At 44.4% G+C, this 25,993-nt stretch carries 23 protein-coding genes; 12 read left to right on the top strand and 11 right to left on the bottom strand.

Going from position 1 to position 25,993, the window contains the following annotated elements:
* The first annotated feature begins 27 nt into the window (after positions 1-27).
* Both secD and secF read left to right on the top strand, forming a co-directional pair.
* Positions 28-1,866, top strand: a complete 1,839-nt coding sequence (gene secD, locus UQW94_RS07840) for a protein translocase subunit SecD (protein WP_005373570.1) — start codon at positions 28-30, stop codon at positions 1,864-1,866.
* A 2-nt stretch (positions 1,867-1,868) separates the two neighbouring features.
* Positions 1,869-2,771 carry a protein translocase subunit SecF gene (gene secF / locus UQW94_RS07845; protein WP_005373567.1) on the top strand — a complete coding sequence of 301 codons (903 nt, stop codon included), beginning with the start codon at positions 1,869-1,871 and terminating at the stop codon, positions 2,769-2,771.
* A 58-nt stretch (positions 2,772-2,829) separates the two neighbouring features.
* On the opposite strand, the gene UQW94_RS07850 is transcribed toward secF, so the two are convergent.
* Together UQW94_RS07850 and UQW94_RS07855 are read right to left on the bottom strand one after the other, a co-directional pair.
* Complete coding sequence (locus tag UQW94_RS07850; protein ID WP_005389279.1) at positions 2,830-3,096, bottom strand: hypothetical protein; 267 nt, start codon at positions 3,094-3,096, stop codon at positions 2,830-2,832.
* A 15-nt stretch (positions 3,097-3,111) separates the two neighbouring features.
* Positions 3,112-3,732 (bottom strand): LysE family translocator, encoded by a 621-nt coding sequence (locus UQW94_RS07855; RefSeq protein ID WP_021035942.1) that lies wholly within the window; start codon positions 3,730-3,732, stop codon positions 3,112-3,114.
* 739 nt (positions 3,733-4,471) lie between these two features.
* Here UQW94_RS07855 and UQW94_RS07860 point away from each other — a divergent pair.
* The 4 genes from UQW94_RS07860 to phaC all read left to right on the top strand — a co-directional run bounded on the left by UQW94_RS07860 (position 4,472) and on the right by phaC (position 8,668).
* A complete protein-coding gene (locus UQW94_RS07860) occupies positions 4,472-5,212 on the top strand; it encodes an SDR family oxidoreductase (RefSeq protein WP_005373555.1) in 741 nt (246 codons plus the stop codon).
* Positions 5,213-5,224: 12 nt separating this feature from the next.
* Positions 5,225-6,433 (top strand): acetyl-CoA C-acetyltransferase, encoded by a 1,209-nt coding sequence (locus UQW94_RS07865; RefSeq protein WP_137283142.1) that lies wholly within the window; start codon positions 5,225-5,227, stop codon positions 6,431-6,433.
* Positions 6,434-6,478: 45 nt separating this feature from the next.
* Positions 6,479-6,826, top strand: coding sequence for a phasin family protein (locus UQW94_RS07870; protein ID WP_005373550.1), 348 nt, complete (start codon positions 6,479-6,481; stop codon positions 6,824-6,826).
* A gap of 66 nt (positions 6,827-6,892) precedes the next feature.
* Positions 6,893-8,668, top strand: a complete 1,776-nt coding sequence (phaC, locus tag UQW94_RS07875; RefSeq protein ID WP_322142163.1) for a class I poly(R)-hydroxyalkanoic acid synthase — start codon at positions 6,893-6,895, stop codon at positions 8,666-8,668.
* Positions 8,669-8,838: 170 nt separating this feature from the next.
* On the opposite strand, the gene UQW94_RS07880 is transcribed toward phaC, so the two are convergent.
* The 6 genes from UQW94_RS07880 to napF form a co-directional block, all read right to left on the bottom strand.
* On the bottom strand, positions 8,839-8,973 hold the full coding sequence (locus UQW94_RS07880) for a TIGR02808 family protein (protein ID WP_005373546.1): 135 nt from the start codon (positions 8,971-8,973) through the stop codon (positions 8,839-8,841).
* Between the two features lie 11 nt (positions 8,974-8,984).
* On the bottom strand, positions 8,985-9,563 hold the full coding sequence (locus tag UQW94_RS07885) for a NapC/NirT family cytochrome c (protein ID WP_005373542.1): 579 nt from the start codon (positions 9,561-9,563) through the stop codon (positions 8,985-8,987).
* Between the two features lie 28 nt (positions 9,564-9,591).
* Positions 9,592-10,047 (bottom strand): nitrate reductase cytochrome c-type subunit, encoded by a 456-nt coding sequence (locus UQW94_RS07890; protein WP_005389061.1) that lies wholly within the window; start codon positions 10,045-10,047, stop codon positions 9,592-9,594.
* A gap of 78 nt (positions 10,048-10,125) precedes the next feature.
* Complete coding sequence (gene napA, locus UQW94_RS07895) at positions 10,126-12,615, bottom strand: periplasmic nitrate reductase subunit alpha (RefSeq protein ID WP_005373537.1); 2,490 nt, start codon at positions 12,613-12,615, stop codon at positions 10,126-10,128.
* Positions 12,612-12,920 (bottom strand): chaperone NapD, encoded by a 309-nt coding sequence (locus tag UQW94_RS07900; protein ID WP_005373535.1) that lies wholly within the window; start codon positions 12,918-12,920, stop codon positions 12,612-12,614. Before UQW94_RS07900 ends, napA begins: the two co-directional genes overlap by 4 nt.
* 47 nt (positions 12,921-12,967) lie before the next feature.
* The gene (napF, locus tag UQW94_RS07905; protein ID WP_080276949.1) at positions 12,968-13,453 is read right to left on the bottom strand and encodes a ferredoxin-type protein NapF; all 486 of its coding nucleotides are present in this window, start codon (positions 13,451-13,453) and stop codon (positions 12,968-12,970) included.
* A 247-nt stretch (positions 13,454-13,700) separates the two neighbouring features.
* On the opposite strand from napF, the gene narQ reads away from it, so the two are divergent.
* Positions 13,701-15,437, top strand: coding sequence for a nitrate/nitrite two-component system sensor histidine kinase NarQ (gene narQ / locus UQW94_RS07910; RefSeq protein ID WP_053349410.1), 1,737 nt, complete (start codon positions 13,701-13,703; stop codon positions 15,435-15,437).
* A gap of 4 nt (positions 15,438-15,441) precedes the next feature.
* Positions 15,442-16,056, top strand: coding sequence for a response regulator (locus tag UQW94_RS07915; RefSeq protein ID WP_031777156.1), 615 nt, complete (start codon positions 15,442-15,444; stop codon positions 16,054-16,056).
* A gap of 90 nt (positions 16,057-16,146) precedes the next feature.
* Here the strand turns inward: UQW94_RS07915 and UQW94_RS07920 are convergent, their stop codons facing one another.
* Positions 16,147-16,320, bottom strand: a complete 174-nt coding sequence (locus tag UQW94_RS07920; protein ID WP_005373524.1) for a hypothetical protein — start codon at positions 16,318-16,320, stop codon at positions 16,147-16,149.
* Between the two features lie 261 nt (positions 16,321-16,581).
* Between UQW94_RS07920 and UQW94_RS07925 the strand changes: the two genes are divergently transcribed.
* A complete protein-coding gene (locus UQW94_RS07925) occupies positions 16,582-17,445 on the top strand; it encodes a DUF6279 family lipoprotein (protein WP_053349259.1) in 864 nt (287 codons plus the stop codon).
* 170 nt (positions 17,446-17,615) lie between these two features.
* Entirely contained in the window at positions 17,616-18,845 is a 1,230-nt protein-coding gene (gene pepT, locus UQW94_RS07930; protein WP_322142164.1) for a peptidase T, read from the top strand.
* An 82-nt stretch (positions 18,846-18,927) separates the two neighbouring features.
* On the opposite strand, the gene UQW94_RS07935 is transcribed toward pepT, so the two are convergent.
* Positions 18,928-19,392: a dCMP deaminase family protein gene (locus tag UQW94_RS07935; RefSeq protein WP_005373515.1), complete on the bottom strand. Its 465-nt coding sequence runs from the start codon at positions 19,390-19,392 to the stop codon at positions 18,928-18,930.
* 419 nt (positions 19,393-19,811) lie between these two features.
* Here UQW94_RS07935 and vmeY point away from each other — a divergent pair, with 419 nt between their 5' ends.
* Both vmeY and vmeZ read left to right on the top strand, forming a co-directional pair.
* Positions 19,812-20,939 carry a multidrug efflux RND transporter periplasmic adaptor subunit VmeY gene (vmeY, locus tag UQW94_RS07940; RefSeq protein ID WP_064369359.1) on the top strand — a complete coding sequence of 376 codons (1,128 nt, stop codon included), beginning with the start codon at positions 19,812-19,814 and terminating at the stop codon, positions 20,937-20,939.
* A gap of 8 nt (positions 20,940-20,947) precedes the next feature.
* Positions 20,948-24,100 carry a multidrug efflux RND transporter permease subunit VmeZ gene (gene vmeZ / locus UQW94_RS07945; protein WP_017635194.1) on the top strand — a complete coding sequence of 1,051 codons (3,153 nt, stop codon included), beginning with the start codon at positions 20,948-20,950 and terminating at the stop codon, positions 24,098-24,100.
* Positions 24,101-24,189: 89 nt separating this feature from the next.
* Here vmeZ and UQW94_RS07950 read toward each other — a convergent pair whose 3' ends face one another.
* Positions 24,190-25,959: a methyl-accepting chemotaxis protein gene (locus tag UQW94_RS07950; protein WP_064354851.1), complete on the bottom strand. Its 1,770-nt coding sequence runs from the start codon at positions 25,957-25,959 to the stop codon at positions 24,190-24,192.
* Between the last annotated feature and the right edge of the window lie 34 nt (positions 25,960-25,993).

Below are 25,993 nucleotides of genomic sequence, written 5' to 3' on the forward strand. Positions count from 1 at the left end.
ACTTCATTGTGAAGGGATGATGTTTACATGAAAAAAACACCAAAGCAGCAAAAGAACAGAAAGCTGATGAATCACTACTCAGCTTGGAAATATGTCGTATTAATCACGACGGTCATTATTTTAACCCTAAGTGCTATACCAACTTGGTTTGGCGAACAGCCTTCTATCCAGTTGACGTTTGCGGATCAAAACAACAGTGAAATGTCGGTTGTTCATCTGAATCAACTGCTAAAAACCAACCATATTTCAGCCGACAAAATCATCGAAAAAGACGGCAAAACAACCATTGTATTCGATGGTGAAGATGCGCAAAGTAAAGCTCGTGCGTTGTTAAACAAAGAGCTAAATAAAGACGACAGCATCACTTTCTCATACGTATCGGTTGCGCCAGAATGGTTGAATGAGATGGGCTTTAGCCCAATTAAACTCGGTCTTGATCTTCGTGGTGGCGTTCAGTTCTTGTTGAATGTTGATGTGAATAAAGCGTTTGAAGAGCAACGTGATGCGTTGATTGATGAAATCAAAGCGAATCTGCGTGATCAACGTGTTCGTGGTGTGCAAGTTCGAGCAGAAAGCGGCAACCGAATTACGGTAAACAGTGACAGCGAGCAAGCATTGTCGGAAGTAAACAAGTTCTTGCGTCAAAACTACCCGGGCTGGATTTCAAAAAGTTCATCTCGTGGCTTTGTGCTTGAACCGAGTGAACAAAATATCCAAGAATTTCAATCGTCGACTCTTCAACAAAACCTGAAGATCATGCGTGGTCGTATTGAAGAACTTGGTATCACAGAGGCACTAGTGCAACGCCAAGGTAAAGAGAGCATTCGAATTGAGCTCCCTGGTGTACAAGATCCTGCTCAAGCGAAAAACGTTATTGGTGCAACAGCAAGCTTGGCGTTTTATGAAGTGAAAGATGCGAGCCAAGCACACAGCAGCCAAGATCTTGTTCTTCAAGATAATGACGGTCGTACTGTGATTTTGGCAAAACGACCAGTTCTAACGGGCGAGCACATCGTGAACGCTCGTGCTGGTGTCGACAAAATGGGCATGTCAGAGGTAAATATTTCTCTTGACCACGCTGGTGGTAAGAAAATGAGTGACTTCTCAGCAACTCACATCGGCAAGCCAATGGCGACCGTTTACCGAGAGTACAAAACAAACGATCGCGGTGTAACTGAGCGTAGTGAGCGCGTTATCAGCGTCGCAACTATTCAATCTCAACTTGGTAGCCAGTTCCGTATTACTGGGGCAGGTAGCATGGACGATGCACAGCAGTTAGCGCTATTACTTCGAGCGGGTTCACTAACTGCGCCGGTTACTATTGTGGAAGAGCGAACAATCGGTGCTTCTCTGGGTGCAGAAAACATTGAAAACGGTTTTGCAGCACTGGCTTTAGGTATGGGTTTAACACTGACCTTTATGGCACTTTGGTACCGCCGCTTAGGTTGGGTAGCAAACGTGGCGCTTTGTGCCAACATGCTTTGTTTGCTTGGCTTAATCGCCTTGTTACCAGGAGCGGTTCTAACGCTTCCGGGTATTGCCGGTTTAGTGTTAACCGTCGGTATGGCAGTGGACACCAACGTTATTATTTTCGAACGTATTAAGGACAAAATGCGTGAAGGCCGCAGCTTCGCTCAAGCGATTGATCTTGGCTTTGACAGCGCATTCTCGACCATCCTTGATGCCAACATTACTACCATGATCACCGCCGTGATTTTGTACGCCATCGGTAATGGCCCAATCCAAGGCTTTGCCTTAACACTCGGATTAGGTTTGTTAACCAGTATGTTTACAGGCGTATTTGCCTCTCGAGCAATGATCAATTTAATTTGGGGCCGCGATGCCCGTCGTGATGTGAGGGTTTAATCATGGTCGAAATGCTAAAACAAAATATTCGTAAAATTCGCTACTTTACTACGCTAGTTTCCATCATTTTAACGGTGATCGCCATCGTCGCTCTAGGCTTTAAAGGGTTGAACCTAGGTTTGGATTTCACTGGCGGTATGGTGACAGAAGTAAAGGTAGATAAGCAGCTAACTAACCATGATCTGCTTGACGTTCTGCAACCAAAGCTTGGTGAATCTGCGTCAGTGACACGCTCTGGTGAAGATGGCCGTTGGGTGATTCGTTACTCTGCGCCGGAAGATGGGCAAACGTTGCCAAGTGTAGAAGAGGTGTTGAAGCCAATCTCTCACCAAGTTGATGTTGTCAGCAACAGTATAGTTGGCGCTCAAGTTGGCCAAGACTTGTTTGAGCAAGGTGGCTTAGCATTGTTGATTTGTGTGTTGAGTATTCTCGGTTACTTGTGTTTCCGTTTTGAGTGGCGTTTAGCGAGTGGTTCACTGTTTGCTTTGGCCCATGATGTGATCTTAGTGCTTGGCTTCTTTGCAATTACTCAAATGGAGTTCAACTTAACCGTTTTTGCTGCTGTGCTGGCGATTTTAGGTTACTCATTGAATGACTCGATCATCATTGCAGACCGAATCCGTGAGCTGTTGATTGCGAAGCAGAGTTGGAAAACAGAAGACATCAATGACCAAGCTGTTATCGCGACGTTTTCACGCACTATGGTGACATCTGGTACGACATTGATCACTGTTGGTGCATTATGGATTATGGGAGGAGCGCCTTTGGCTGGTTTCTCAACCGCCATGTTTATTGGCGTTCTGTCGGGTACATGGTCTTCGATTTCGATTGGTACTGTGCTGCCTGAGTGGTTGAAACTGGAGCCGAAACATTATCTTCCAGTTGAGATCGACGCTGCGCCGTAGCATTATTTTTAAGGTAAAAGTGCTTGCGCCACTCATCTTGAGTGGCGCTTTTTTGTGCTTATTTCACGCGCATCAAGCGATGTTTCACAAGTCCCAAATCGAACTCTAAGACTTGTGAGCGCTTCATTGCTTCGACTTTATTCAACATTGACTCTTGGTAGCCTTTCTTCTTCATCCACTGAAGAGGTACAGAGAAAGCATCTTCATTAACGACATAAGACTCGCCTTTATGCTCACCGGTATAGACGTTCACAACCCAAACTCGGGCTTGAAAGTCCAATACTTCACCCATGACTTTAGCGATTTTATTCAGAATATTTTTCATTGTTTCCAGTTTGCCTTAGCTTAGTAGCAACCAGACACCAACTCCCATCATTAAAGTGCCTGCGATACGGTTCATTAGACGTACATTCTTAGACTGACCTAATACGTGTTTCAATCCTTTACCACCAGTAGCGTACAGAGACATGCAAATGAACTCAAACAGTAAAATAATGGAGACAAGTATGATCAGTTGCGGTGCAAGCGCTGCGTTTTGGTCTATAAAAGGCGGTAAAAGAGAAATCATAAATGCCCAGCCTTTTGGGTTTGCGATTGCGGTAACGAAGCCTTGCATGATCAGTGCGATATTGTCACTCTTTGGTGTTTCTAAGTTGTCGACATTAATCGCAAGTTTCCCTCGCGATCGCCACATTTCAACACCAAGATAGAGTAAATAACCGCCACCAATGAACTTTAACGCGATAAACATCCAAGGATAATTGAGCATAATCGCAGCGATGCCTAACACCGCAGAGACTGACACCAGCGCAACACCGAGAAGCTCTCCTATCATCATCCATAACGTGCGACGATAACCGATACTCATACCTAACGTTAGGGCGAGAGTCATGCACATACCAGGCGTGATTGAGACAAAAAAGAAAGTAGGGATGAACATACTGAGCAATGCAAGATTCATATCTGTTGATGATTTAGTGATTAAAGAGAAGCCACAAAGATAGTGCAAAGTGGAAAAGGATGCTACTACAAAGCGAACGATTACTTTCACTAGTAGCTAGTTGATGTTCTTCGAATATATAAATTTAAAATGAAATTATATTTTAATCTATGCGTCATAATAGTGCGTATTGCACCAGTATGAGACAAGCTCTTATATCATTTTTAGATTAAATATATTTAATTTATTATATTTTATCGGTATTAATTATCACTGTATTAAAATAATCAAATTGATAACTAAATTATCATTAAATGCAGTAATTAAATGATATGTTTGATAATTATTTTTACTGATAATTGAATTATTATTCTAATCTCAAGTTTGTTGTAATCATATAGGCTTAAGATTCAGATCTTAAATCATGACATAATGTAACGTCTACCATTCTGTATGTAAGTGCATGATATTTAATAATTATGTTTCTATTTCTGTTGGTGTGGCTTTTGTGGAAGTGTGATTTAAAACAATGACTTATGTAAAATTAACCATTTTATAACATTTCACGGGTAATGAGATCTAAATCAATCTTATGCAATTGGGTGAGTTTTTTATTTGAAATGTAATATTTCTAGGTTAACTTAAAATAAAGGCAGCACGGGATTGGTTGTCAAAAGAATAAATAAACACGTCAGGTGGTGAACTATTTCATCAGTGTATTAAGTTTGCTTTTTAAATGCCGTTAAGAATGGAGTCTTCAATGAAGAAAGTCGCTTTGATCACTGGATCAAAAGGCGGAATTGGTTCTGCTATTTCCTCTCAATTAGTCAATGACGGTTACCGTGTAATCGCTACTTATTTCACAGGTAACTACGAATGTGCGCTGGAGTGGTTCAACAGCAAAGGGTTTACCAAAGATCAGGTTCGCCTTTTTGAGTTGGATGTAACAAACACGACAGAGTGTGCAGAGAAATTGGCGCAATTGCTTGGGGAGGAAGGAACCATTGATGTTGTTGTCAACAACGCAGGAATCACACGTGATGGCGTGTTTAAAAAGATGACTGCGCAAGCTTGGAATGATGTCATCAATACCAACCTCAATAGTTTATTCAACGTTACGCAACCCCTCTTTGCAGCAATGTGCGAAAAAGGCGGTGGTCGTGTCATCAATATCTCTTCAGTCAATGGTCTTAAAGGGCAGTTTGGTCAAGCAAACTACTCGGCGGCGAAAGCTGGGATGATCGGTTTCTCTAAAGCCTTAGCATACGAAGGTGCTCGCTCGGGTGTGACAGTTAATGTTATCGCTCCGGGTTACACGGGTACGCCAATGGTTGAGCAAATGAAGCCAGAAGTGCTGGAATCCATCACGAACCAAATTCCAATGAAACGTCTTGCGACACCAGAAGAAATTGCAGCATCAGTGAGCTTCTTGGTCAGCGATGCGGGCGCCTACATCACCGGAGAGACTTTGTCGGTGAACGGCGGCCTATACATGCACTAAGGAGAGAAGATGATGGAAAAAGTATTTATCGTAGCGGCGAAGCGTACTCCAATTGGTGCTTTTGGTGGCAGCCTGAAAAATACTTCTGCTGGCGATCTGGCAGCAGTAGCGATTAAAGGCGCGTTGGAAGCGGCAAAGTTGCCTGGCGACAAGGTTGACGAAGTGATTGTTGGCAACGTTGTTGGTGCAGGTCAAGGAATGGGTGTTGGCCGCCAAGCGGCACTGTTTGCGGGGATTCCTGAATCTGTTCCTGCATATGGCGTAAACATGGTTTGCGGTAGTGGCATGAAAACGGTCATGGATGCCGTGTCCCATATCCGTAGTGGCGATGCTGAGATCGTTGTTGCAGCGGGTGTTGAAGTCATGTCTCAGATTCCGTTTGCCGCACCAAGCAGCATTCGTGATGGCAACAAAATGGGCAATCTGGAGCTAAAAGATCTGCTCGTAGCGGACGGTTTAACCGATGTTTACAACCAATATCACATGGGTGTGACGGCAGAAAACGTAGCAAAACAAATCGGCTTAACTCGCCAGCAGCAAGACGAATACGCGCTGTCTAGCCAACAGAAAGCGGTAGCCGCTATCGAAGCTGGCAAATTTCAAGACGAAATTGTGCCAGTGGAAGTAAAGCAACGCCGTGAAACCGTGATGTTTGATACGGATGAATACCCAAAAGCGAACGCGACAATGGAAGCCTTAAGCAAGCTACGTCCTGCTTTTGACCGCGAAGGCACTGTGACTGCGGGTAATGCATCAGGCATTAACGATGGCGCGAGTGCGATTATCGTGGTGTCTGAAAGCGCAGTTAAAGCGCATGGATTAACGCCGCTTGCTGAGATCGTAAGCTACGCGCAATCGGGTCTTGATCCGAAGGTCATGGGCCTAGGTCCTGTTGAGTCGGTCAATAAAGCACTCGAAAAAGCGGAACTCACAGTAAATGATATCGACGTTTACGAGTTAAACGAAGCATTTGCAGCGCAAGCACTTGGCGTGATTCATCAGTTGGCGGAAACAAACCAAGTTCCAGTTAACGCGATTCAAGATAAAGCGAACTTTAACGGTGGTGCTATCGCGCTAGGACACCCGCTTGGTGCATCTGGCAACCGAATCTTAGTCACGCTGGTTCACGAGCTGCATAAGCAAAATGGTCAATATGGCGTTGCTTCACTTTGTGTGGGCGGCGGCATGGGCACGGCTGTGGTTGTAAAGACAGTTAAGTAATTATTTAAACGGACATTTTTTAATTCTTTCTCTAGGAGACAAACCATGTACACCGATTTCTTCAAAACATTTAGCGATCAAACTGAAAAAAATCTAGAACCTTACTTGAAGTTCAACAAGCTAGTGACAAAAAACGTAGAAGTGTTGACCGAGCTTCAATTGAACGCCATTCGCACATACAGTGAAGTGGGTCTAAACCAGATGAAAGCAGCGACAGAAATCAAAGACGTAACGTCATTGACTGCTTTCAACAGTCAGCAACTAAGCGTACTTACTAAACTTTCTCAACAAATGATGGATGACAGCAACAAGCTTCAAGCGATTGCAAAAGAGTTCAAAGAAGACGTTGAGAAAATGACTTCGGAAAATCTAAAGACTGTTACTCCAGCGTAATTTGTCCGATTCTCGCCGCCCCTAGATTTGGGCGGCGTTGTTTTTTCCGAATATAGGAGTAAGACTATGTTTCAACACTTCTTTTCGGACTATCTTGTGAAGCTTCAGGAAACCAATCATCAGTGGTGGCATGATTTCGAAGTGAACAAGGCAGTCGTGAACTCTCCTTTAAACAAGGCCATGCAAGAAGTGAACTTTGAGGATACTGCCAAACTGTTCGAACAAGCTGCGAATCAGCCTGCTGCGATTTTAAAGCTGCAAGCACAGTGGTGGGAACAGCAGCTGCAAATTTGGCAGAATGTTGCATTGGCAGGGAACCAAGCACAAATCGTCGAAGCTGAAAAAGGGGATAAGCGTTTCTCAAACGAAGCGTGGCAAAATGAAGCCATGTATAGCTTCATCAAACAATCCTACCTTTTATTTAGTAAGACCTATCTGGACACCATCGAGTCTTTGGAAGGCTTAGATGAAAAGACGAAAGAACGTATTATTTTTTTCTCTCGCCAAGCCATTAACGCCCTTTCTCCTTCCAACTTCATCGCCACTAACCCAGAGCTTTTGAAGCTGACACTTGAGCAAAACGGTCAAAACTTACTGGCAGGCTTAGAGCAGTTGAAAGAAGACGTTGAGTCGAGCGCAGACATTTTAAAAATTCGTATGACGAATAACAATGCATTCCGCGTGGGAGATGACGTTGCGACGACACAGGGCAATGTGGTTTTTCAAAACGAATTGTTTGAGTTGATTCAATATCGACCTCTAACAGAGAAAGTGAATGCGACGCCGCTGCTCATCGTCCCACCTTTCATCAATAAATACTACATCCTTGATTTAACGGCAAAGAACTCAATGGTTCGATGGTTGTTAGAGCAGGGGCACAGTGTATTTATGATGTCTTGGCGCAATCCAGGCAAGCCACAAGCGCACATAGAGTTTGGTGACTACGTGACAGAAGGCGTAGTGAAAGCCGTCGCTGCAATTGAAGATATAACAGGACAAGAGCAAATCAATGCTGCTGGTTATTGTATTGGTGGTACTGTTTTAGCAAGCACGGTTGCGTACTACGCTGCAAAACGTATGAAGAAGCGCATTAAGTCTGCCACTTTCTTCACCACGTTGCTCGACTTCTCTCAACCAGGTGAAGTCGGCGCGTATATCAATGACACCATTGTTAGTGCAATTGAAGCGCAAAATAACGCAAAAGGGTATATGGACGGCCGTTCCTTAAGCGTGACGTTTAGTTTACTGCGTGAAAACAGCTTGTACTGGAACTACTACGTCGACAATTACTTGAAGGGTAACAGTCCGGTTGATTTTGACTTGTTGTACTGGAATAGTGACAGCACCAACGTCAGCGCTGCATCTCACAATTTCTTGCTTCGCGAGCTCTATTTAGAGAACAAGCTGGTGCAAGATAAAGGCGTCAAAATTGGTGGAGTATGGATTGATCTAAATAAGATCAAAATTCCTAGCTATTTTGTGTCAACGAAAGAAGACCACATTGCGTTATGGCAGGGAACTTACCGTGGTGCGCTGAACACGGGTGGTAACAAAACGTTTGTCCTCGGTGAGTCTGGTCATATTGCGGGCATCGTGAACCCTCCAGCTAAAAATAAGTATGGTTATTGGTTGAACGATAATTTGGATGACTCTGCTGATGAGTGGTTGAATAACGCGGAACACAAAGAGGGATCGTGGTGGACACACTGGAACGAGTGGTTACTCCAATTCAACCCTAAAGAGCAAGTTGAGCCTTTCCCTATTGGCTCAGAAAACCATCCGGTTATTGATGAGGCGCCAGGACAATACGTCAAACAGGTTCTGCCAGTAAAAGAATCTTAAACGACTCCCTATAGCAGTAAATCTTAGCGGCCTTTATGGTCGCTTTTTTTATGTATGATTGCTTGTTTATTGTTGGCAAGTACCATTGATTAATAAATAAAAAGCGCCGAGCATTTGCTCGGCGCTCAGTGTCAACAAATAGGCTAGTTGACGAGTAGAGATGCGTTACGTTACACCTCTTTATCCTTACCAAATGACAGCAGCCAGAGAGAGATTGCTGCTACCGCCACAAAGCCGGAAAGAATAATCACTGGCATAGCACTGTAGCCAAGGATATGCCAAATTACAGATTCTAATGTACTCATGGTAAGTCTCCTTAGTGCCAGCCTTCAACGCCGCTCATGTCTGGTAGTTTGTGCGCAATACCTTTGTGACAGTCTACACATGTTTTCTCGCCTGAAGCTAGAGCGGTGGAGTGTTGTTCTGCCGCACGTGATCCTTGCTGAGAGTAATCCATGAAATCAAATTCATGACAGTTACGACATTCAAGAGAGTCATTCTTTTTCATACGTGCCCACTCTCGTTCTGCGAGGTGTCCACGACGCTCTTGGAACTTCTCTGGCGTATCGATCGTCTTCGTTACGAAGTGTGCAAATAGCTCTTTAGATGCCTGTACTTTACGAACGATCTTATCCGTCCATTCATGAGGAACGTGACAGTCTGAACAAATCGCACGAACACCAGATCGGTTGGAGTAGTGAATTGTTTCTTGAATTTCAGCAACGATCGGCGCGTGACAGCCAGAACAGAATTCTTCTGTGTTGGTTGCTTCCATACCTGTGTTGAATGCGCCCCAAAATAGAAGGCCACCAGCGAAGCCTAGAAATAAAACCACACCAGCGGCAGCTTTACTCGGGCTCGACAGTCTCTTCCAAAACGCTTTAAGTATTTTCATAAGTAACCTCTTAGTACTCGCGTTTCAATTACTGAAGCGAATCGACTGCCTTAAACTCGTTTTCCACTAGTGGTTTTGCATCCGTTTGTGGAACGTGACATTGCAAACAGAAGTAACGACGAGGAGACATATCTGCCAGTACCGCATCTTCTCTGTTTACATAGTGCGTTACGCTAATTTTAGTCGCACCTGACTCTTTTGCATTTTTCCAGCTATGGCATGCAAGACACTTGTTAGCATTTAACGAAATTTCGTAGTGACGAATGCTGTGTGGGATCAACGGTGGTTGATAAACATAGCTGTCTTCAACAATTTGATCTTTAGGGAAGTCTTTGAACTCGTCTGCTGGACGCGTATCTTCCAATTGAGACATTCCACGTAAAGATTCTAGACCACCAATACCACCTGGATTATCCAACTCAGCTTGCGCAATGCCTGTCACTAACGCACCTACAGATAAAACTGCGACAAGTAATTTTTTCATCATTTCATCTCCGCCTTTATGGCTTAAATTCTTTATTAGGCCGCCATAATGACGGCCGTAGCATTCAGTATCTGAAGGTTAAGCAATCTTAGTAATTTTGACTGGGCACTTCTTAAAGTCTGTCTGTTTAGACAGTGGATCAGTCGCATCTAGGATAAGCTTGTTAATCAAAATACGTGCATCAAAGAACGGTACGAATACCAAGCCTTTTGGCGGACGGTTACGACCGCGAGTTTCAACACGAACGCGTACTTCACCGCGTTTGTTTGCCATGAGTACTTCTTCACCACGGCGAACATTGCGTGCTTTTGCGTCTTCTGGGTGCATGTAACACACTGCGTCTGGTACTGCTTTGTATAATTCAGGTACACGACGAGTCATGGTGCCTGTGTGCCAATGTTCAAGAACACGACCAGTACATAACCACATATCAAATTCATCGTTCGGTACTTCTGGTGGCGCTTCGTATGGCGCGGAAATGATCTTCGCTTTGCCATCAGCATTGCCGTAGAAGTCCCAACCAGAACCTTCTTTCGCGTATGGGTCTGAACCTTCTTTAAAGCGCCACTGTGTTTCTTTACCATCAACAACAGGCCAACGTAGACCACGTACTTCATGGTAACGGTCGTATGGAGCCAAATCATGCCCGTGACCACGGCCAAATGTTGCGTATTCCTCAAACAGACCTTTTTGGACATAGAAACCGAAGTGGTGAGCATCGTCATTCAGTTCACGAGCTTCTTCGATAGGGAATTTGTCGACGTTACCATTGCGGTAAAGTACGTCGTACATTGTTTTACCACGGTATTGAGGCGCTTTCGCTAGAAGCTCTTCAGGCCACACTTCTTCCATTTTGAAGCGTTTCGAGAACTCCATTAGCTGCCACAGGTCGGATTTTGCTTGACCGACTGTGCCCACTTGTTGGTACCAAGCTTGGGTACGACGCTCTGCGTTACCGTAAGCACCTTCTTTTTCAATCCACATTGCGGTAGGAAGAATAAGGTCTGCTGCTTGTGCTGTTGCTGTCGGGTATGGGTCAGACACAACGATGAAGTTTTCTGGGTTGCGGTAACCTGGAAGACGTTCTGTGTTGATGTTTGGACCGGCTTGCATGTTGTTGTTACATTGAACCCAGTAACAGTTCAGAACGCCGTCATTCAGCATACGGTCTTGCAATACGGCGTGGAAGCCAGGCTTTGGTGGAATCGTACCTTCTGGCAGTTTCCAGATGTCTTCTGCAATCTTACGGTGTTTAGGGTTAGCAACCACCATGTCCGCTGGTAGGCGGTGAGCAAACGTACCAACCTCACGAGCGGTACCACATGCTGATGGTTGGCCCGTTAGTGAGAATGGGCTGTTCCCCGGAGTCGAGATCTTACCGGTTAGTAGGTGGATGTTGTAAACCAAGTTATTCATCCATACACCACGAGTATGCTGGTTCATACCCATCGTCCATAGAGACATCACTTTCGTGTTTGGATCCGCGTATTGCTTCGCAAGCTCGATAAGCTTCTCTTTCTCAACACCAGAGATTTCAGATGCTTTCTCTACTGTGTATGGCGCTACTGATTTCTTGTACTCTTCGAATGAGATAGAAGTGAGTTTGCCAGAGTTCGGGTTCTTCGCTGCTTTTTGTAGCGGATCATCGTCACGTAGACCGTAGCCGATGTCAGTGTCTGCTTGAGTGAAGTTCGTGTGTTTGTTCACGAAGTCCCAGTTTACTGCATCGTTTTCGATGATGTAGTTTGCGATGAAGTTAGCAATTGCAAGGTCAGACTGAGGATTGAAAATGTAGCCGTGGTCTGCCAACTCAAATGAACGATGGTAGTAAGTAGAAAGCACGTTCACTTTAACGTGAGGGTGGCTTAGACGGCGGTCAGTAATGCGAGTCCATAGAACCGGGTGCATTTCTGCCATGTTTGAGCCCCAAAGAACGAAAGCGTCTGCGTTCTCGAAGTCATCGTAACAACCCATTGGCTCATCGATACCGAATGCGCGCATGAAACCTACAACGGCAGAAGCCATACAGTGACGAGCGTTTGGATCAATGTTGTTTGATCGGAAGCCTGCTTTCATTAACTTTGATGCAGCGTAGCCTTCCATTACTGTCCATTGGCCTGAGCCAAACATACCTACGCTTGTTGGGCCTTTTTTCTCGAGGGAAGCTTTCCATTTCTCAGCCATGATGTCGAAAGCGTCATCCCAAGAGATAGGTGTAAATTCACCATCTTTGTGGAATTTGCCATCTTTCATTCGTAGCATCGGTTGAGTTAGACGGTCTTGACCGTACATGATCTTAGAAAGGAAGTAACCTTTGATACAGTTCAGACCTTTGTTTACTGGTGCTTCTGGGTCACCCTGTGTTGCTACCACTTTGCCGTTTTGAGTGCCAACAAGAACAGAACAGCCTGTACCACAGAAACGACAAGGTGCTTTGTCCCATGTGATTTTGGTTTGATCAGAGCTTGCAATCAGGTTGGCTGCAGATGCTGGTAGTGTCACACCTGCGACAGCAGCAGCTGATGCAGCCGCGTTTGCTTTCACAAACGCACGTCTTGTCATTTTCATACTTCACCCTCGATTTGGGAATGTTGTGTTCCAGTGTCTTCTTCATCCGTTTCTTCAAGCCCAGTTTCGATTTGGTGATAAACCAATACCGTGCTTAAGACGTTCGGTAAATTGTTAATGGCATCGATAGTGTCTGTGATGAAACCTTGGTTCTCAGTTTCAAGTACGACGATAATCTTGCCTTCAGGACTGTCACCATAGATTTCCGCATTTTCGTGTGCTTCTATCTTTTGTTTGATTTCGTCCAAATGTTCCGGCAGCACATGTACTACCAAACTTGAAATATGCACTTCATTTAGTGACATATAGCTCTCTCATTTATTTTTATTGCCTTTGGCCGACGACATTCGGCTTAGGCTGTTATATTGCTCACATTGATGGATGAAGTCGGGCACACTGAAACACAGGCGCCGCAGCCGTTACACTCATCAAGGTCTAAATTGGGTTGTGCTACTTTCCCCAGTTCTAATTTGAACTGAATTGCCATCGGGTCGCACATATCCCCACAGCTTCGGCATTCGACATTTTGTTTTGCTAAGCAGTTATCGTTGATACTTGCTTTTGCTTGCCAAGGTTGTTCTGTTTCTGGCAAGAAAAGGGGCTCAGGACAGGCGTTTGCACATTGATAGCAAAATGTGCATTCATCGATGGAAAAATCGACCGAGGGGAATCCGCCATCACTTTTGGTTATAATCTTTGTTTCACAGGCCTCAATGCATTTACCGCAGCGAGTGCAATCGTCCGTAAACTGTTGCGGTTTAGTTAACCAAGGCAAACGTACGGCGTTGTCGGGGTGCGCTTTTCTTGCAAAGAGTCTTCTTCTGGAAAGGTCTACCACTTAGTCACCTCGAAACTTGGAACCCAAACTAAGCATAGTCCACAATTTTCATTAATAAACTGTCATTTAAACTAACGAAATTGTAGTTTTTGACATATTTGTATAAATACCTCTTAGGGGGTAAATGGTATGCAATATTGTTTTGGATCAATAAATTCCGTCGCAGGTGATCACATATTGATAAAGTTGAAAGGTAATGGGTTCATTGCACGTACATATAGGATTGTTAATGGGCGAGGAACTCAGATTGTTTAAAAATGTGAAAAAGTCGGTGACGCGCACGATTGCATCCGCGATGCTTCTTATTTTGCTGCTCTCAGTCGCTACGACTGGTTTTGCGATTTTTACGTTAGCGTCGAGTTTGAACGATGCTGAAGCCGTCAATGTTGCTGGCTCGATGCGAATGCAAAGCTACCGTCTGGCGAATGATATTCAGGTTAAATCTGTTGACTATTCTTCACATATTGACGCATTTGAACATTCGATATATTCACCTTCAATGAAAGCGCTTCAGCATTGGTCTGTGCCAGAAGACATCACTCACGATTACTACCGTCTTATTATCAGATGGCATGAACTCAAGGCGGTGCTGAGAGGAGACAACCCGGCAGAATATCAACTCCTAGTGGCCGGTTTTGTTGAACAAATCGATGAGTTTGTATTTAAGCTGCAGAGCTTTTCGGAGCAAAAACTGATTAACTTAGCCTGGATCGGCGGGTTAGGGTTGGGGGGCATTCTTTGTGTCAGTATGTTTGTCGTTCATTTTGTGCGCCTCGAAGTTGTTCGGCCTCTGCGTGCCTTAGTTTTTGCTAGCGAGCAAATTAAAAATCGCTCATTTAATATATCGCTCAATGTATCCAGCGATAATGAAATGGGAATACTGACTCGAACCTTTAATCGGATGGCGACAGACCTTGGTAAGTTGTACCGAGGATTAGAACAAGCGGTTGATGAGAAAACACGTAAATTGCAGCATGCCAACCAGTCTTTAGAGGTGCTGTATGACTCGTCAAAAGAACTCACGGCGTCGCGTATTAATCAAGACAATTTCCAGGCGATTTTGCAGCATATCGTCAGTCTTGAGGGCATTAAAGCGGTCAAACTTGAAATCGAGCAGCTGGGAGAACCGAGCTGGATATTGATGGAAGGAGAAGAATGCTGCCAAGATTGTGATGAAGATTGCCACGGTAAAGCCCTGATGCTAGATGGTGAGCACTTGGGTTATTTATATTGGAAAGCAGGGTTACCTTGTCCGAACGAGGCTCTTATTGACAACTTCGTGCAGATTTTATCACGCGCCGTGTATTACAATCGGGCGCAGCGCCAAGCAGAACAAATTCTGCTGATGGAAGAGCGAGCCACTATTGCTCGGGAGTTGCATGATTCATTGGCTCAAGCACTCTCTTACTTAAAAATTCAGGTCGCTTTGTTAAAGAGAAGCGTAAAGAACTTGCCTGACGAAAAGGCGATCGCGCAGGCTAATCAAGTTATTGCTGAGCTAGATACGGGCTTATCTGCGGCTTATACGCAGTTACGCGAGTTACTGACGACGTTTCGTCTTACGATTAAAGAGGGCAGTTTTGGCCAAGCATTGCAAGACATGGTTGAAACGCTCAGTGAACAAACTACTGCGGACATTACGCTAAAAAATAGACTTTCATCAACTGAACTGGATGCACATCAGCAGGTTCATTTACTACAGTTGATAAGAGAAGCGGCAATTAATGCTATCAAACATGCGCAAGCAGATAATATTCACATTCAATGTCTCGATAATGATGGAAAAGTCACAGTAACCGTTAGCGACGATGGAATAGGCTTTGAACATCAAGACGAAAAATTAAATCATTACGGTATGAGTATCATGCAAGAGCGGGCCGCTAGACTGCATGCCGATCTGCACATCGAAGCATCGATAAACAAAGGTTGTACCGTAAAATTAGAATTCCAACATAGTAAGGAAGTAAACAGTGACAGTGTGTAAAGTAATGCTGGTGGATGATCATCCACTCATGCGAAGAGGTATCCACCAGCTTTTAAGCTTTGAGCCTGAGTTTGAGGTCATTGCAGAAGCAAGTAATGGCGCGGATGCAGTAGCGAAAGCGCATGAGCTGGAACTGGATCTTGTACTTCTTGATCTTAATATGAAAGGCATGTCTGGCCTTGATACTTTGCAAGCACTGCGTGCAGATGGCTGTGAAGCCAGAATTGTCATTCTAACCGTTTCGGATAGCCCAGCAGATATAGAAGCAATAGTTCGAAGTGGTGCCGATGGCTATTTATTGAAAGACACTGAGCCTGATGAGTTGGTTGAGTTGCTAAAACAAGCGCATCAAGGGGACAAGGCATACAGCCAAGAAGTTTCTAAGTATTTGAGTGAACGTTCAGAGCAAGAGGACGTGTTTGATACACTGACCGATCGTGAATCGCAGATCTTAAGAGAGGTGGCAAGAGGTTTCCGCAACAAGCAAATTGCCGATCGTCTTTTTATCTCTGAGTCTACGGTTAAAGTACATATGAAGAGTTTACTTAAAAAGCTTCAAGTTCCTTCTCGTACTGCAGCAACCGTCCTTTATCTTGAGCGCTTTGGCGACATCAAATAACATTGTTGGATTTTAATCTGTAATAATAAATAAAATCAAACAGTTATATGGATTCTGACAAGTAAAAAAACCGCCTTTTAGGCGGTTTTTTTACTTGTCTGGGCGAATAGAGTACAAGTCACTGTTGTGCTTACCACACTCCAAATAGTACTGATAAGCCACTTTTTTGCTTTCAGCAATGACTCTCATGCAGTGCATTTTCCCCTGTTCAAAATATCGAATCTCATATTCTACACTGGTATCAAGTTGCTCAGCGGCTGCCATACTTCGCCTCCATAAACCATCCAAAAAACATCCATGCAAATTATATACCGTTATAGGGAGCGTCGTTCGGTACGTTTTTTAGCCGATAATTGCGCTCTAACTCACTTTTTTGCGGATAGCTGTGATCAAAAAGTTAATTTCAAACTCTATATATTATTAAGGTGGCAATCAATATTTGTCACACTGGTGTAAGTTTGCCGCAATACTAAGTGATACAGGTTGAGTATAGAACTTAATCAACAGAAAAGGGAATACGAATAAGTGACTAAATTAAAGGATGTATCTAATAAGGCGCTTCGTTATGGCCTTCTATTTTGCTTCGTATTTCTGCTTGCCGGTTGTGCGAAAAAGTTTTTATACAGCAATATCGATTGGTTCGTGCTCGATTACTTAGAGGACTATGTCTCGTTGCAAGGGGAACAAGAAGTCCTGGTGGAAGAGCGCTTATTATTGTTGGCAGACTGGCACAAGAAAGAGGAGTTACCAATATATATCGAACATTTAAAAGACCTTGAGAGATTAAAAGCGAGCGATATCACCTTAAATTACTTACAACAAAATCGAGATAGAATGCGAGCGCATTACGATAGAGTGGTCAGCAAAGCAGCACCAGATCTTTTTGCGTTAAGTTTGCAATTAACGAAAGAGCAAGAACGCGAGTTTTTGAGTAATGTACAAGAACATTATCAAGAGCGAAACACAAAATATGCCGATAAGACAGAAGACGAAGTGCGTGAAATTATTCTGGATAACACTGAAGAGTGGATGGAAGAATGGCTGGGGAATCTATCAGGAAATCAGCGTCAACTAGCTCAAACATTTTCTCAGCAAGTTATTTTAAACAGCCCTTTATGGAGAGATTATCGAGCCACGGTATATCAAGAGCTCGAATACTTGTTCGACAACAAATCTAATGTTGTGACTTATCAAGATATATTTATGCGACTCTTGTTCGAGCCAGAGAGTTATTATAGTGAGCAGCTTTCTCTGAATATTGATTCTAACTTTGCATTGGTTGATCAACTGACATTAGATGTTTCTCGTTCGATGACCGATAAGCAATGGCGTCATTTTCGTGAAAAGGTTAAAGAGTGGCGAGTACTGGCTGAGGAACTTTTAGATTAAATTCATGCTTCAATGAGCGAAAGCAAAGCGCAAAAGCCTTTCTTATCAAAAAATGATTCAAAGCAAATTCTTATTGAGCTAAGAGCGTAACATAGCGTGAGGTTTGATGAGGCAACGTCAGCTTATCAATGCGTGATAAGGCCTCATCGTACAAAACAATGAGAATAAATATGAAACATTTAGTTGAAAGATTTCTTCGATACGTCACGTTTGATACCCAATCCAATCCACATGTGACGCTTTGCCCAAGTTCACCTGGTCAGCTTGTGTTTGCTGAGTTACTTAAAAATGAGATGATCGAGCTTGGTTTAAGTGACGTGACTTTGGATAAAAATGGCTACTTGATGGCTAAACTGCCAGCCAATGTTGATTATGAGGTTCCTCCTATCGGCTTCATTGCCCATATGGATACCGCGCCGGATGCATCTGGCAAAAACGTAAAGCCGCAATTCATCGAAGATTACCAGGGTGGCGATATTGCATTAGGGTTGGGGGATGAAGTGTTATCTCCCGTGCAATACCCAGATTTACATCACCTACATGGCCACAATCTTATTACTACCGATGGCACTACATTACTTGGCGCGGATAACAAAGCCGGTATCGCAGAGATTCTTTCCGCGGTAGCTCTGCTACTGGAAAACCCAGACATTCCACACGGCGACATTTGTATCGGCTTTACTCCGGATGAAGAAATCGGTCGTGGTGCAGATTTGTTTGATGTTAAAAAATTTGGCGCGAAATGGGCATACACTATAGATGGTGGCCCACAAGGTGAATTGGAATACGAAAACTTTAATGCAGCAAACGCTGATGTAATTTTTCATGGAGTTAGCGTTCATCCAGGTACTGCAAAAGGCAAAATGGTCAATGCGATGAACTTGGCTGCGAAATTTCAAGTTCAAATGCCCCAAGATCAAACTCCGGAAACAACCGAAGGTTACGAAGGGTTCTTCCATCTAAAATCGGCAGAAATGGGCGTTGCACGAAGCGAGCTAGGTTACATTATTAGAGACTTTGACCGTCAAAGACTTGAGGATCGAAAAGCCTTTATGCAGGAACTCGTCGATGAAATGAACACGGGTTTACGCCATGGTTCTGTAGAGCTAAAAATAAAAGACAGCTATTACAATATGAGAGAAATGGTTGAGCCTTACCCTCATATCATTGAGCTGGCAAAGCAAGCGATGGAAGCGTGTGATGTGGAACCGATTATAAAACCTATTCGTGGTGGTACAGATGGTGCTCGTTTATCTTTTATGGGTTTGCCGTGCCCGAATATCTTCACCGGTGGTTTTAACTTCCACGGAATTCATGAGTTTATTTCTGTTGAAATGATGGAAAAATCAGTACTCGTTATCGTCAAAATTGCTGAGCTTACAGCGAAAAAACACAGTTAAAAGACTACGTCGAGACCTCTTGCAGATTTAATAACAAAATAGCCCAGATCTCTCTGGGCTATTTAAATATTAAGATGGAATACTAGCGCACGTCTTTGTCTTCAATTTCAATGTCTTCTAGTGGTAACCAGTCGACTTTCACACCCGCTTGATCGAACATATCTTGACTGACTTGGATTTTATCTCCCCAGCGAGATAAAAAGTCTTCAGACTGTTCAGGGCAGTGTACGTGTGAGATCCCTGTTTGAATGATCTTTGCCGCGCAGTTAGGGCAAGGAAAATGCGTTACCCAAATATCACATCCGTCTAAGTCACGTTTTGAGAACAAAATTGCGTTCTCTTCCGCGTGCAGTGTTTTAAGGTATTTCAACTCGCGCTCATCGGTGTCGACACTGTCAGAAACACCATGCGGATAGCCATTAAATCCAACAGATACAATGCGATTCTGTTTAGTAATAACGGCACCGACTTGTGTTGATGGGTCCTTACTCCAAGACGCCACTAGTTCTGCCATCTGGTAAAAGCGTTTCGCCCATTTAGAAATCATAGTCATCCTCTCTGTCGAAGGCGTTGAATTAATTGAATGATAACCCATTTATATTAAAAAAATAGTCAAAATCGGGGTCTTGAGTATGAAGGCGTCACTTTTTACCTTTTTAGCCACAAAACGTTCTTATCTTGAGCACTGAATCTCACTTTACGCCCGAATACAATACTCCCGTTAGTGTTTCCAAGCCCACGCTAAAATTCGCGATCTCCTAAGGCGTATATTAAATAGTTATGATTGACTTGTATGTATATTGCTCATTGAATACCACTGTTAACTAAATTACTTTATTTTCCTTTTGTTTCTCATGTTTACATTTAGAAACACCTTGGGCGCTTTTCAGTGAAGTTTTCAGTGGCAGCAAGGAGTAAGGTTGATAGGAATTCAACAATATCCTGTTCTATAAAGACGGTAAATACATGCAAAAGAAACCACTTGTCGCACTAATGGCGGCTACAGCAATCCTCGCTGGATGCGGGGAAGCTAATAATGCCCAAACGAAAGGTCAAGCGCCTCTCGTAGTGACTCAGGATGTCACGGTTATCGACTACCAACCGAGCAAGTCTTATATCGGTCGCATTGAAGCAGTAGAAGATACCAATATTACCGCGCAGATTTCTGGCTACTTAAAAGCTCGTCACTTTGAAGAAGGGCAAATGGTAGAAAAAGGGCAGCTCCTTTACTCTATCGAGCCATCTTCTTTTGAAGCCCAAGTCGCGAGTGCTAAAGCCGCACTTGCACAAGCTAAAGCGGCGCTAAAAAAAGCCGAATTAGATCATACTCGAGGTAAAAACTTGTTGCCTCGCGGTAGTATCTCTCAATCTGAGTTTGATGCTTTAACTGCGGCACTTCTTGGTGCGAGAGCAGAGCTAGAAGCGGCAAATGCTCAACTTAAACTTGCTGAAGTTAACCTTTCCTATACTCAAATCCGAGCACCTTTTAGCGGACGTATTAGTGATACCAAAGTGAGTACGGGTGATCTGGTGTCTCCATCATCTGGCGTGCTGACAACTCTGGTGAGTTTAGATCCCGTTCATACCTCATTTAGTGTGAGTGAGCGTGAGCGTTTAGCTATGGGTATGGATCAAGTAAAAGGTGATGGCTCGGCTGAATCAAACCGCGTTGAAGTTCAGCTTGAACTGGAAAATGGACAGTTTTTTGAGCATCTCGGTAAGCTTGATTTCTTAGGTAATCGTATTGACACCAAAACGGGTACGATTGCTATGCGCGCGCTAGTGCCAAACCCAGAGCAGAAGTTACTTCCGGGTCAACACATCAAAGTGAACTTGAGAGATAAGAACACGAAAGACGTTATTGTTATTCCACGACGTGCCGTTCAGACTGACTTAGAAGGTGACTTTGTGATGGTGATGGCTGAGGGAAATGTGGCAGAGCGTCGTAACGTCGAGCTTGGCCCTCAGGTTGAACAAGGCATTATCATTCGAGAAGGGCTCGATCAGGAAGATACGGTTATTACACAAGGCCTACAACGTGTGCGTAATGGTGTAGAAGTGCGCCTTCAAGCACCTGCTGAAGACAAGCAGTAGGGGGCACTATGTTAAGTCGTTTCTTTATTCAGAGACCTAAATTCGCGCTGGTTATTTCGATCATATTAACGCTAGCCGGCGCGATCTCACTGGCGATTTTGCCAGTGGCTGAGTATCCACAGATAAGCCCGCCATCAGTCAGCGTTTCGGCTTACTACACTGGCGCGAGTGCGGAAGTTGTCGAGCAGGCCATTGCGGACCCCATAGAGACCTCAGTCAACGGCGTTGAGGATATGATATACATGTCTTCAAAGAGCGCGAACGATGGCTCTTACAGCCTAAACGTCACGTTCGATGTCGGCACCGATCCAGATATGGCGCAAGTTAACGTGCAAAACCGCGTGTCACAGATTGAGTCAAAACTGCCTCAAGAAGTTCGCATGGTTGGTGTGACGGTGAAAAAGCGTTCACCTGACTTGCTGATGGTGCTTAACTTCTATTCACCTGATGGCAAATACGATGATCAGTTCTTGATTAACTACATTAACTTGAATGTAAAAGATCAGTTGGCTCGTGCGAAAGGTATCAGTGAAGTTAACGTGATTGGTGGTGGCGAATACGCAATGCGTGTTTGGTTAGATCCTGAAAAAATGGCCAACCTTAAGCTAACCACGTCAGACGTATACGCCGCTTTGGCTGAACAGAACGTCCAAGTTGCGGCAGGGCGTGTAGGTGCAGCACCATACAACAATCCGCAAGAAGTTCAGTTTAACCTTGTGACCAAAGGTCGCTTGGAAAGCGTGAGTGAGTTTGAGAACGTAGTCCTTCGAGCTAATCCCAATGGCTCTACGGTTTATCTGAAAGATGTTGCTCGCGTTGAACTAGGCAAAAAGTTCTACGATGGTAACGGTAAGTTCCGTGGCCAGGACGCGTCAATCGTTGCGTTGTCTCTTCAATCGGATGCGAATGCGTTAGAAAGTGGTCAGGCCGTCATGGAGCTCCTTGAAGGCTTGAGCAAAAACTTCCCAGAGGGAATGGAATACGAGACCAGCTACGATACAACCGTGTTCGTATCTGAATCGATCAAAGGGGTAGTAAAAACACTGATTGAAGCGATTCTATTGGTGATTGCTGTAACTTACTTGTTCTTGGGTAGTGCGCGTGCAACGTTGATTCCTGTTGTCGCGATCCCCGTTTCTCTGATTGGTACGTTTGCCATCATGCAGGCAACGGGCTTCACCATTAATACGGTTACTTTGTTTGGCTTGATCCTTGCGATTGGTATCGTGGTGGACGATGCGATTCTGGTTATCGAAAACGTCGATACTACCATGGCGAAAGACCCAACCATTTCACCGCGTAAAGCGACGTTGCTAGCGATGAAAGAAGTCACGGGACCAATCATCACGTCGACCTTGGTTCTACTTGCGGTATTCATACCCGTCGCCATGCTGCCAGGTATCACCGGTATCATGTATCGCCAGTTCGCTTTGACCATCTGTATTTCGGTTGTGATTTCATCCATCAATGCATTGACGCTGTCCCCAGCACTTTGTTCTCTGGTATTGAAGCAGGGTGGGGGCAATACCGCTAACTGGTTCCAGGCTTTCAACCGAGGCTTAGAGCGCATCACTACGCGTTATGGCCAGATCGCTGGTTTCTTGGTGAAGAAGTCTTTACTGCTCGTGACGTTCTTTATAGTTGCTATCGCAGCGGTCACTTTCTTTGCGAAAACCACCTCTACAGCGTTTGTTCCTCAAGAAGATAAAGGCATTTTGCTGGTTAACGTACAGCTACCAGATTCAGCCTCTTTATCACGTACTGAAGAAGTCACCAATGATTTAATGAAAATGATCGGTGAAGAACCTGGTGTGGATGGTGTGACGGTTGCGAACGGTTACTCGTTTATGACAGGCGCAGCAGCATCAAACGGTGCTTCTGTATTTATCAAATTGCATGACTGGGATACTCGTAACTCGCTGCAAGGAGAGCACTCTGCTAATGCTATCGCGGCACGTATTAACGGGCGAGCGGCGACAGAGTTACCTCAAGCGGTTGTTTTTGCGATGGGGCCACCGGCGGTCCCTGGTATGGGCGCTGCGTCTGGTTTTGAGTTTGTGCTTGAAGACACGCTAGGGCGAAGTCGTACCGATTTGTCGATGGTCATGGGAGAAATGATCCAAGCGGCTAACCAAGCGCCTGAAATTGCCTACACGTTTAGCACGTTCCGCGCGAATGTTCCGCACTACTACGTTGATATCGATCGTGAGAAAGCGCAGCAATTAGGTATTTCGCTGTCGTCTATTTTCCAAACCTTGCAAGGCAACTTAGGTTCGCTTTATGTGAATGACTTCACCATGTTTGGTAAGAACTTCCGCGTAACCATGCAAGCTGATAGCCAGCACCGTAGCAGCATGGAAGATCTAGAGCGTTTCCATGTTCGTTCTTCGAACGGTGATATGGTTCCGTTAAGTACGCTAGTGAGCTACGAGCAAGTGTTTGAGCCTGATGTGGCGTGGCGTTACAACATGTACCGCAGTGCTATCATTCAAGGCCAACCAGCACCGGGTTACTCTAGTGGTGATGCGATTGCCGCAATGGAACGCGTTGCTGCTGAAGTTCTTCCACAAGGGTACACGTATGAATGGACAGGTATGGCTTATCAGGAAGTGCTCGCGGGTAACCAAGCCATTTATGCGTTTGCGCTGGCTTTGATCTTCATTTACTTGTTTATGGTGGCTCAGTATGAGAGTTGGAGTATTCCACTGGCTATTATTTTGGTGGTCCCAGTAGCAACGTTAGGTTCCTTCCTTGCGTTGAATCTAACTGGCACGCCGCTTAACTTGTATGCCCAAATTGGTCTTGTCTTGCTCATAGCCTTGGCGGCGAAAAACGCAATTTTGATTGTGGAGTTCGCCAAGCAAGAGCGTGAAGAAAAAGATGCTGATATCGATAGTGCAGCGGTTAAAGGAGGCACGTTACGTTTCCGCGCTGTGAATATGACATCTTGGTCATTTATCCTGGGTATCTTCCCGCTTATCTTTGCCGCTGGTGCGGGGCACGTGAGTCAAAACTCACTCGGCGTGTCGCTGATTGGTGGTCTATTGTGTGTGCTTCTAGCAGGTACATTCTTGATCCCAGGCTTCTACGCCCTGGTGCAAAGACAGCGTGAGAAAGTTCATGGCGGCAACACCAAGCTGGTTCCTCTTGATGATGAGTAATCACATCCGAAGTGCGCAGTAAGCACGAAGTGACAATTGAAAAAAAGCCCGAAGCAATGATTGCCTCGGGCTTTCTATTTTGAAAAGGGTTATTTTAGCGCAGTTTTGAATTGTGCAACGGCTTCATCCATATCATGAGCTTGAGCAGAGACAGAGTTCACTTCATGCAAGCATTCCTGAGCGGATTGCATGTTATTCTCAGATATTGCGTTTAGCTCGGTGATTGAACCGCTAACTTGGTTCATAACGATACCTTGTTCTTCAATTGCTGAAGCTATGCGCTCCGAATTACCTTGAATTGAATGCATGTCAGTGATGATCTGCTGCAGGCTAGAATCCAGTTTTTCAGAAGCATTAAGTGTTTGTTGCCCTTGATCGTTACATTGATCAATATCAGCAACAACTGTAGACATTTGAGTTTGAATATCTGCAACGACTCGCGTGATTTCCTCTGTGGATTGATGAGTTCGGCTAGCTAGGGCGCGTACTTCATCGGCAACAACTGCAAACCCGCGGCCTTGTTCGCCTGCTCGCGCGGCTTCAATTGCTGCGTTGAGAGCTAGTAGGTTGGTTTGCTCTGCTATTTCTTGGATGATGTTCACGGCACCACCAATTTTATCTACATGCTGATTCAGCGAGCCAATCGACTGCTGGCTGTTTGATAAAATCGTGGTTAGTTGACCGATGTTGGTTACCGTCGCCTCAACAACTCCTCGACCTTGTTCGGCATTATTCGCTGCCTGATGTACGCCTTCTACCGCAACTGATGTGCTTTCAGAGATTTCACCTATTGTGGCAACCATTTGCTGAACTGCCGTCGCCATTGATGCAGTGTGGTCAGTTTGAGTGTGGAATTGCTCCATAACGCCTTCTAACTCACGATGCATATTATCGGTACTTGCAGTGAGTTGCGCCGATTTTTCTTGGGTACTACTAATTAGATGCTCAAGCTTATCCAATAGGTCATTGAGGTGATGACTGATATCAAATAGCTCGTCTTGACCTTTCAAATCAGATCGAAGTCCCATGTTGTTCGTTTCGCTGATACTTCGAATGGTGCCAAGTAAGCTATTCACTCGCGTATTGATTGAACGTGAAATTTGCCAAATCAATGCGAAAATAACGACTAAGATCAGAGCTGTAATGACCTGCTTGATGGTCGACATTTGTTCATCACGTTGTGCGGCAGCAGAGCTAAGGGCTGTGGAAAAGGTTTCAAATTGCTCTTCTACGGCATGAGATAATGCGCGAGTTTCACCGAGTAGGCCTTTGTCATAAGCAACCCCAACAACTTGCTTTTGGGCCGCCAATTGCTTACCTGTTTTGATAAGCTCCGGAGCATATTGCCCCTCAAGCAAGTCACTATTGAATAGTCCTGCTTTTACCGCAGAGTCAAAACGGACTAATGCCAATAACTGCTGGTGGTCTGAACGTTGTTTTGCTTCTAATAGTGCTTGTTCGTAACCAGCGAGAAGCCCACTCTTGGAATCAAGCCCGTATAGTTGGTAAGCGCTGACCAGATTCTGAAAGCCCCTTTGGTATGCGAGCAAGTCTTGCTTAAATTGTTGACTGGAAGGTAATTCATTACTCTTGAGTATGTTCGCAAGCTCTTTTTCTGTGTCTATAAACTTGTCAACATTGGCGTCAAACTTATTTAGATATTTGTCATTACTACGTAGTAGGAAATCTTTTTCATTTCTGCGTAAGTTGAGTAAGCGTATTTCTAGATCACCAACGAGTTTGATGGCGTGATTAAGGTCATTGCTCTTATTTTCAAAATGGGATGACGTACCCAAAAGGGCCACGATGCCTAAAATGGCGATAACTCCGAGGAAGTAGAGTTTTTGCCTAATAGTCATATTGTTGTTTCCTGAATAAGTAACTAAAAAGAGA

Origin of the sequence: Vibrio sp. PBL-C16 (genome assembly GCF_034321865.1) — a bacterium.
In the GTDB taxonomy this organism is placed as follows: domain Bacteria; phylum Pseudomonadota; class Gammaproteobacteria; order Enterobacterales; family Vibrionaceae; genus Vibrio; species Vibrio alginolyticus.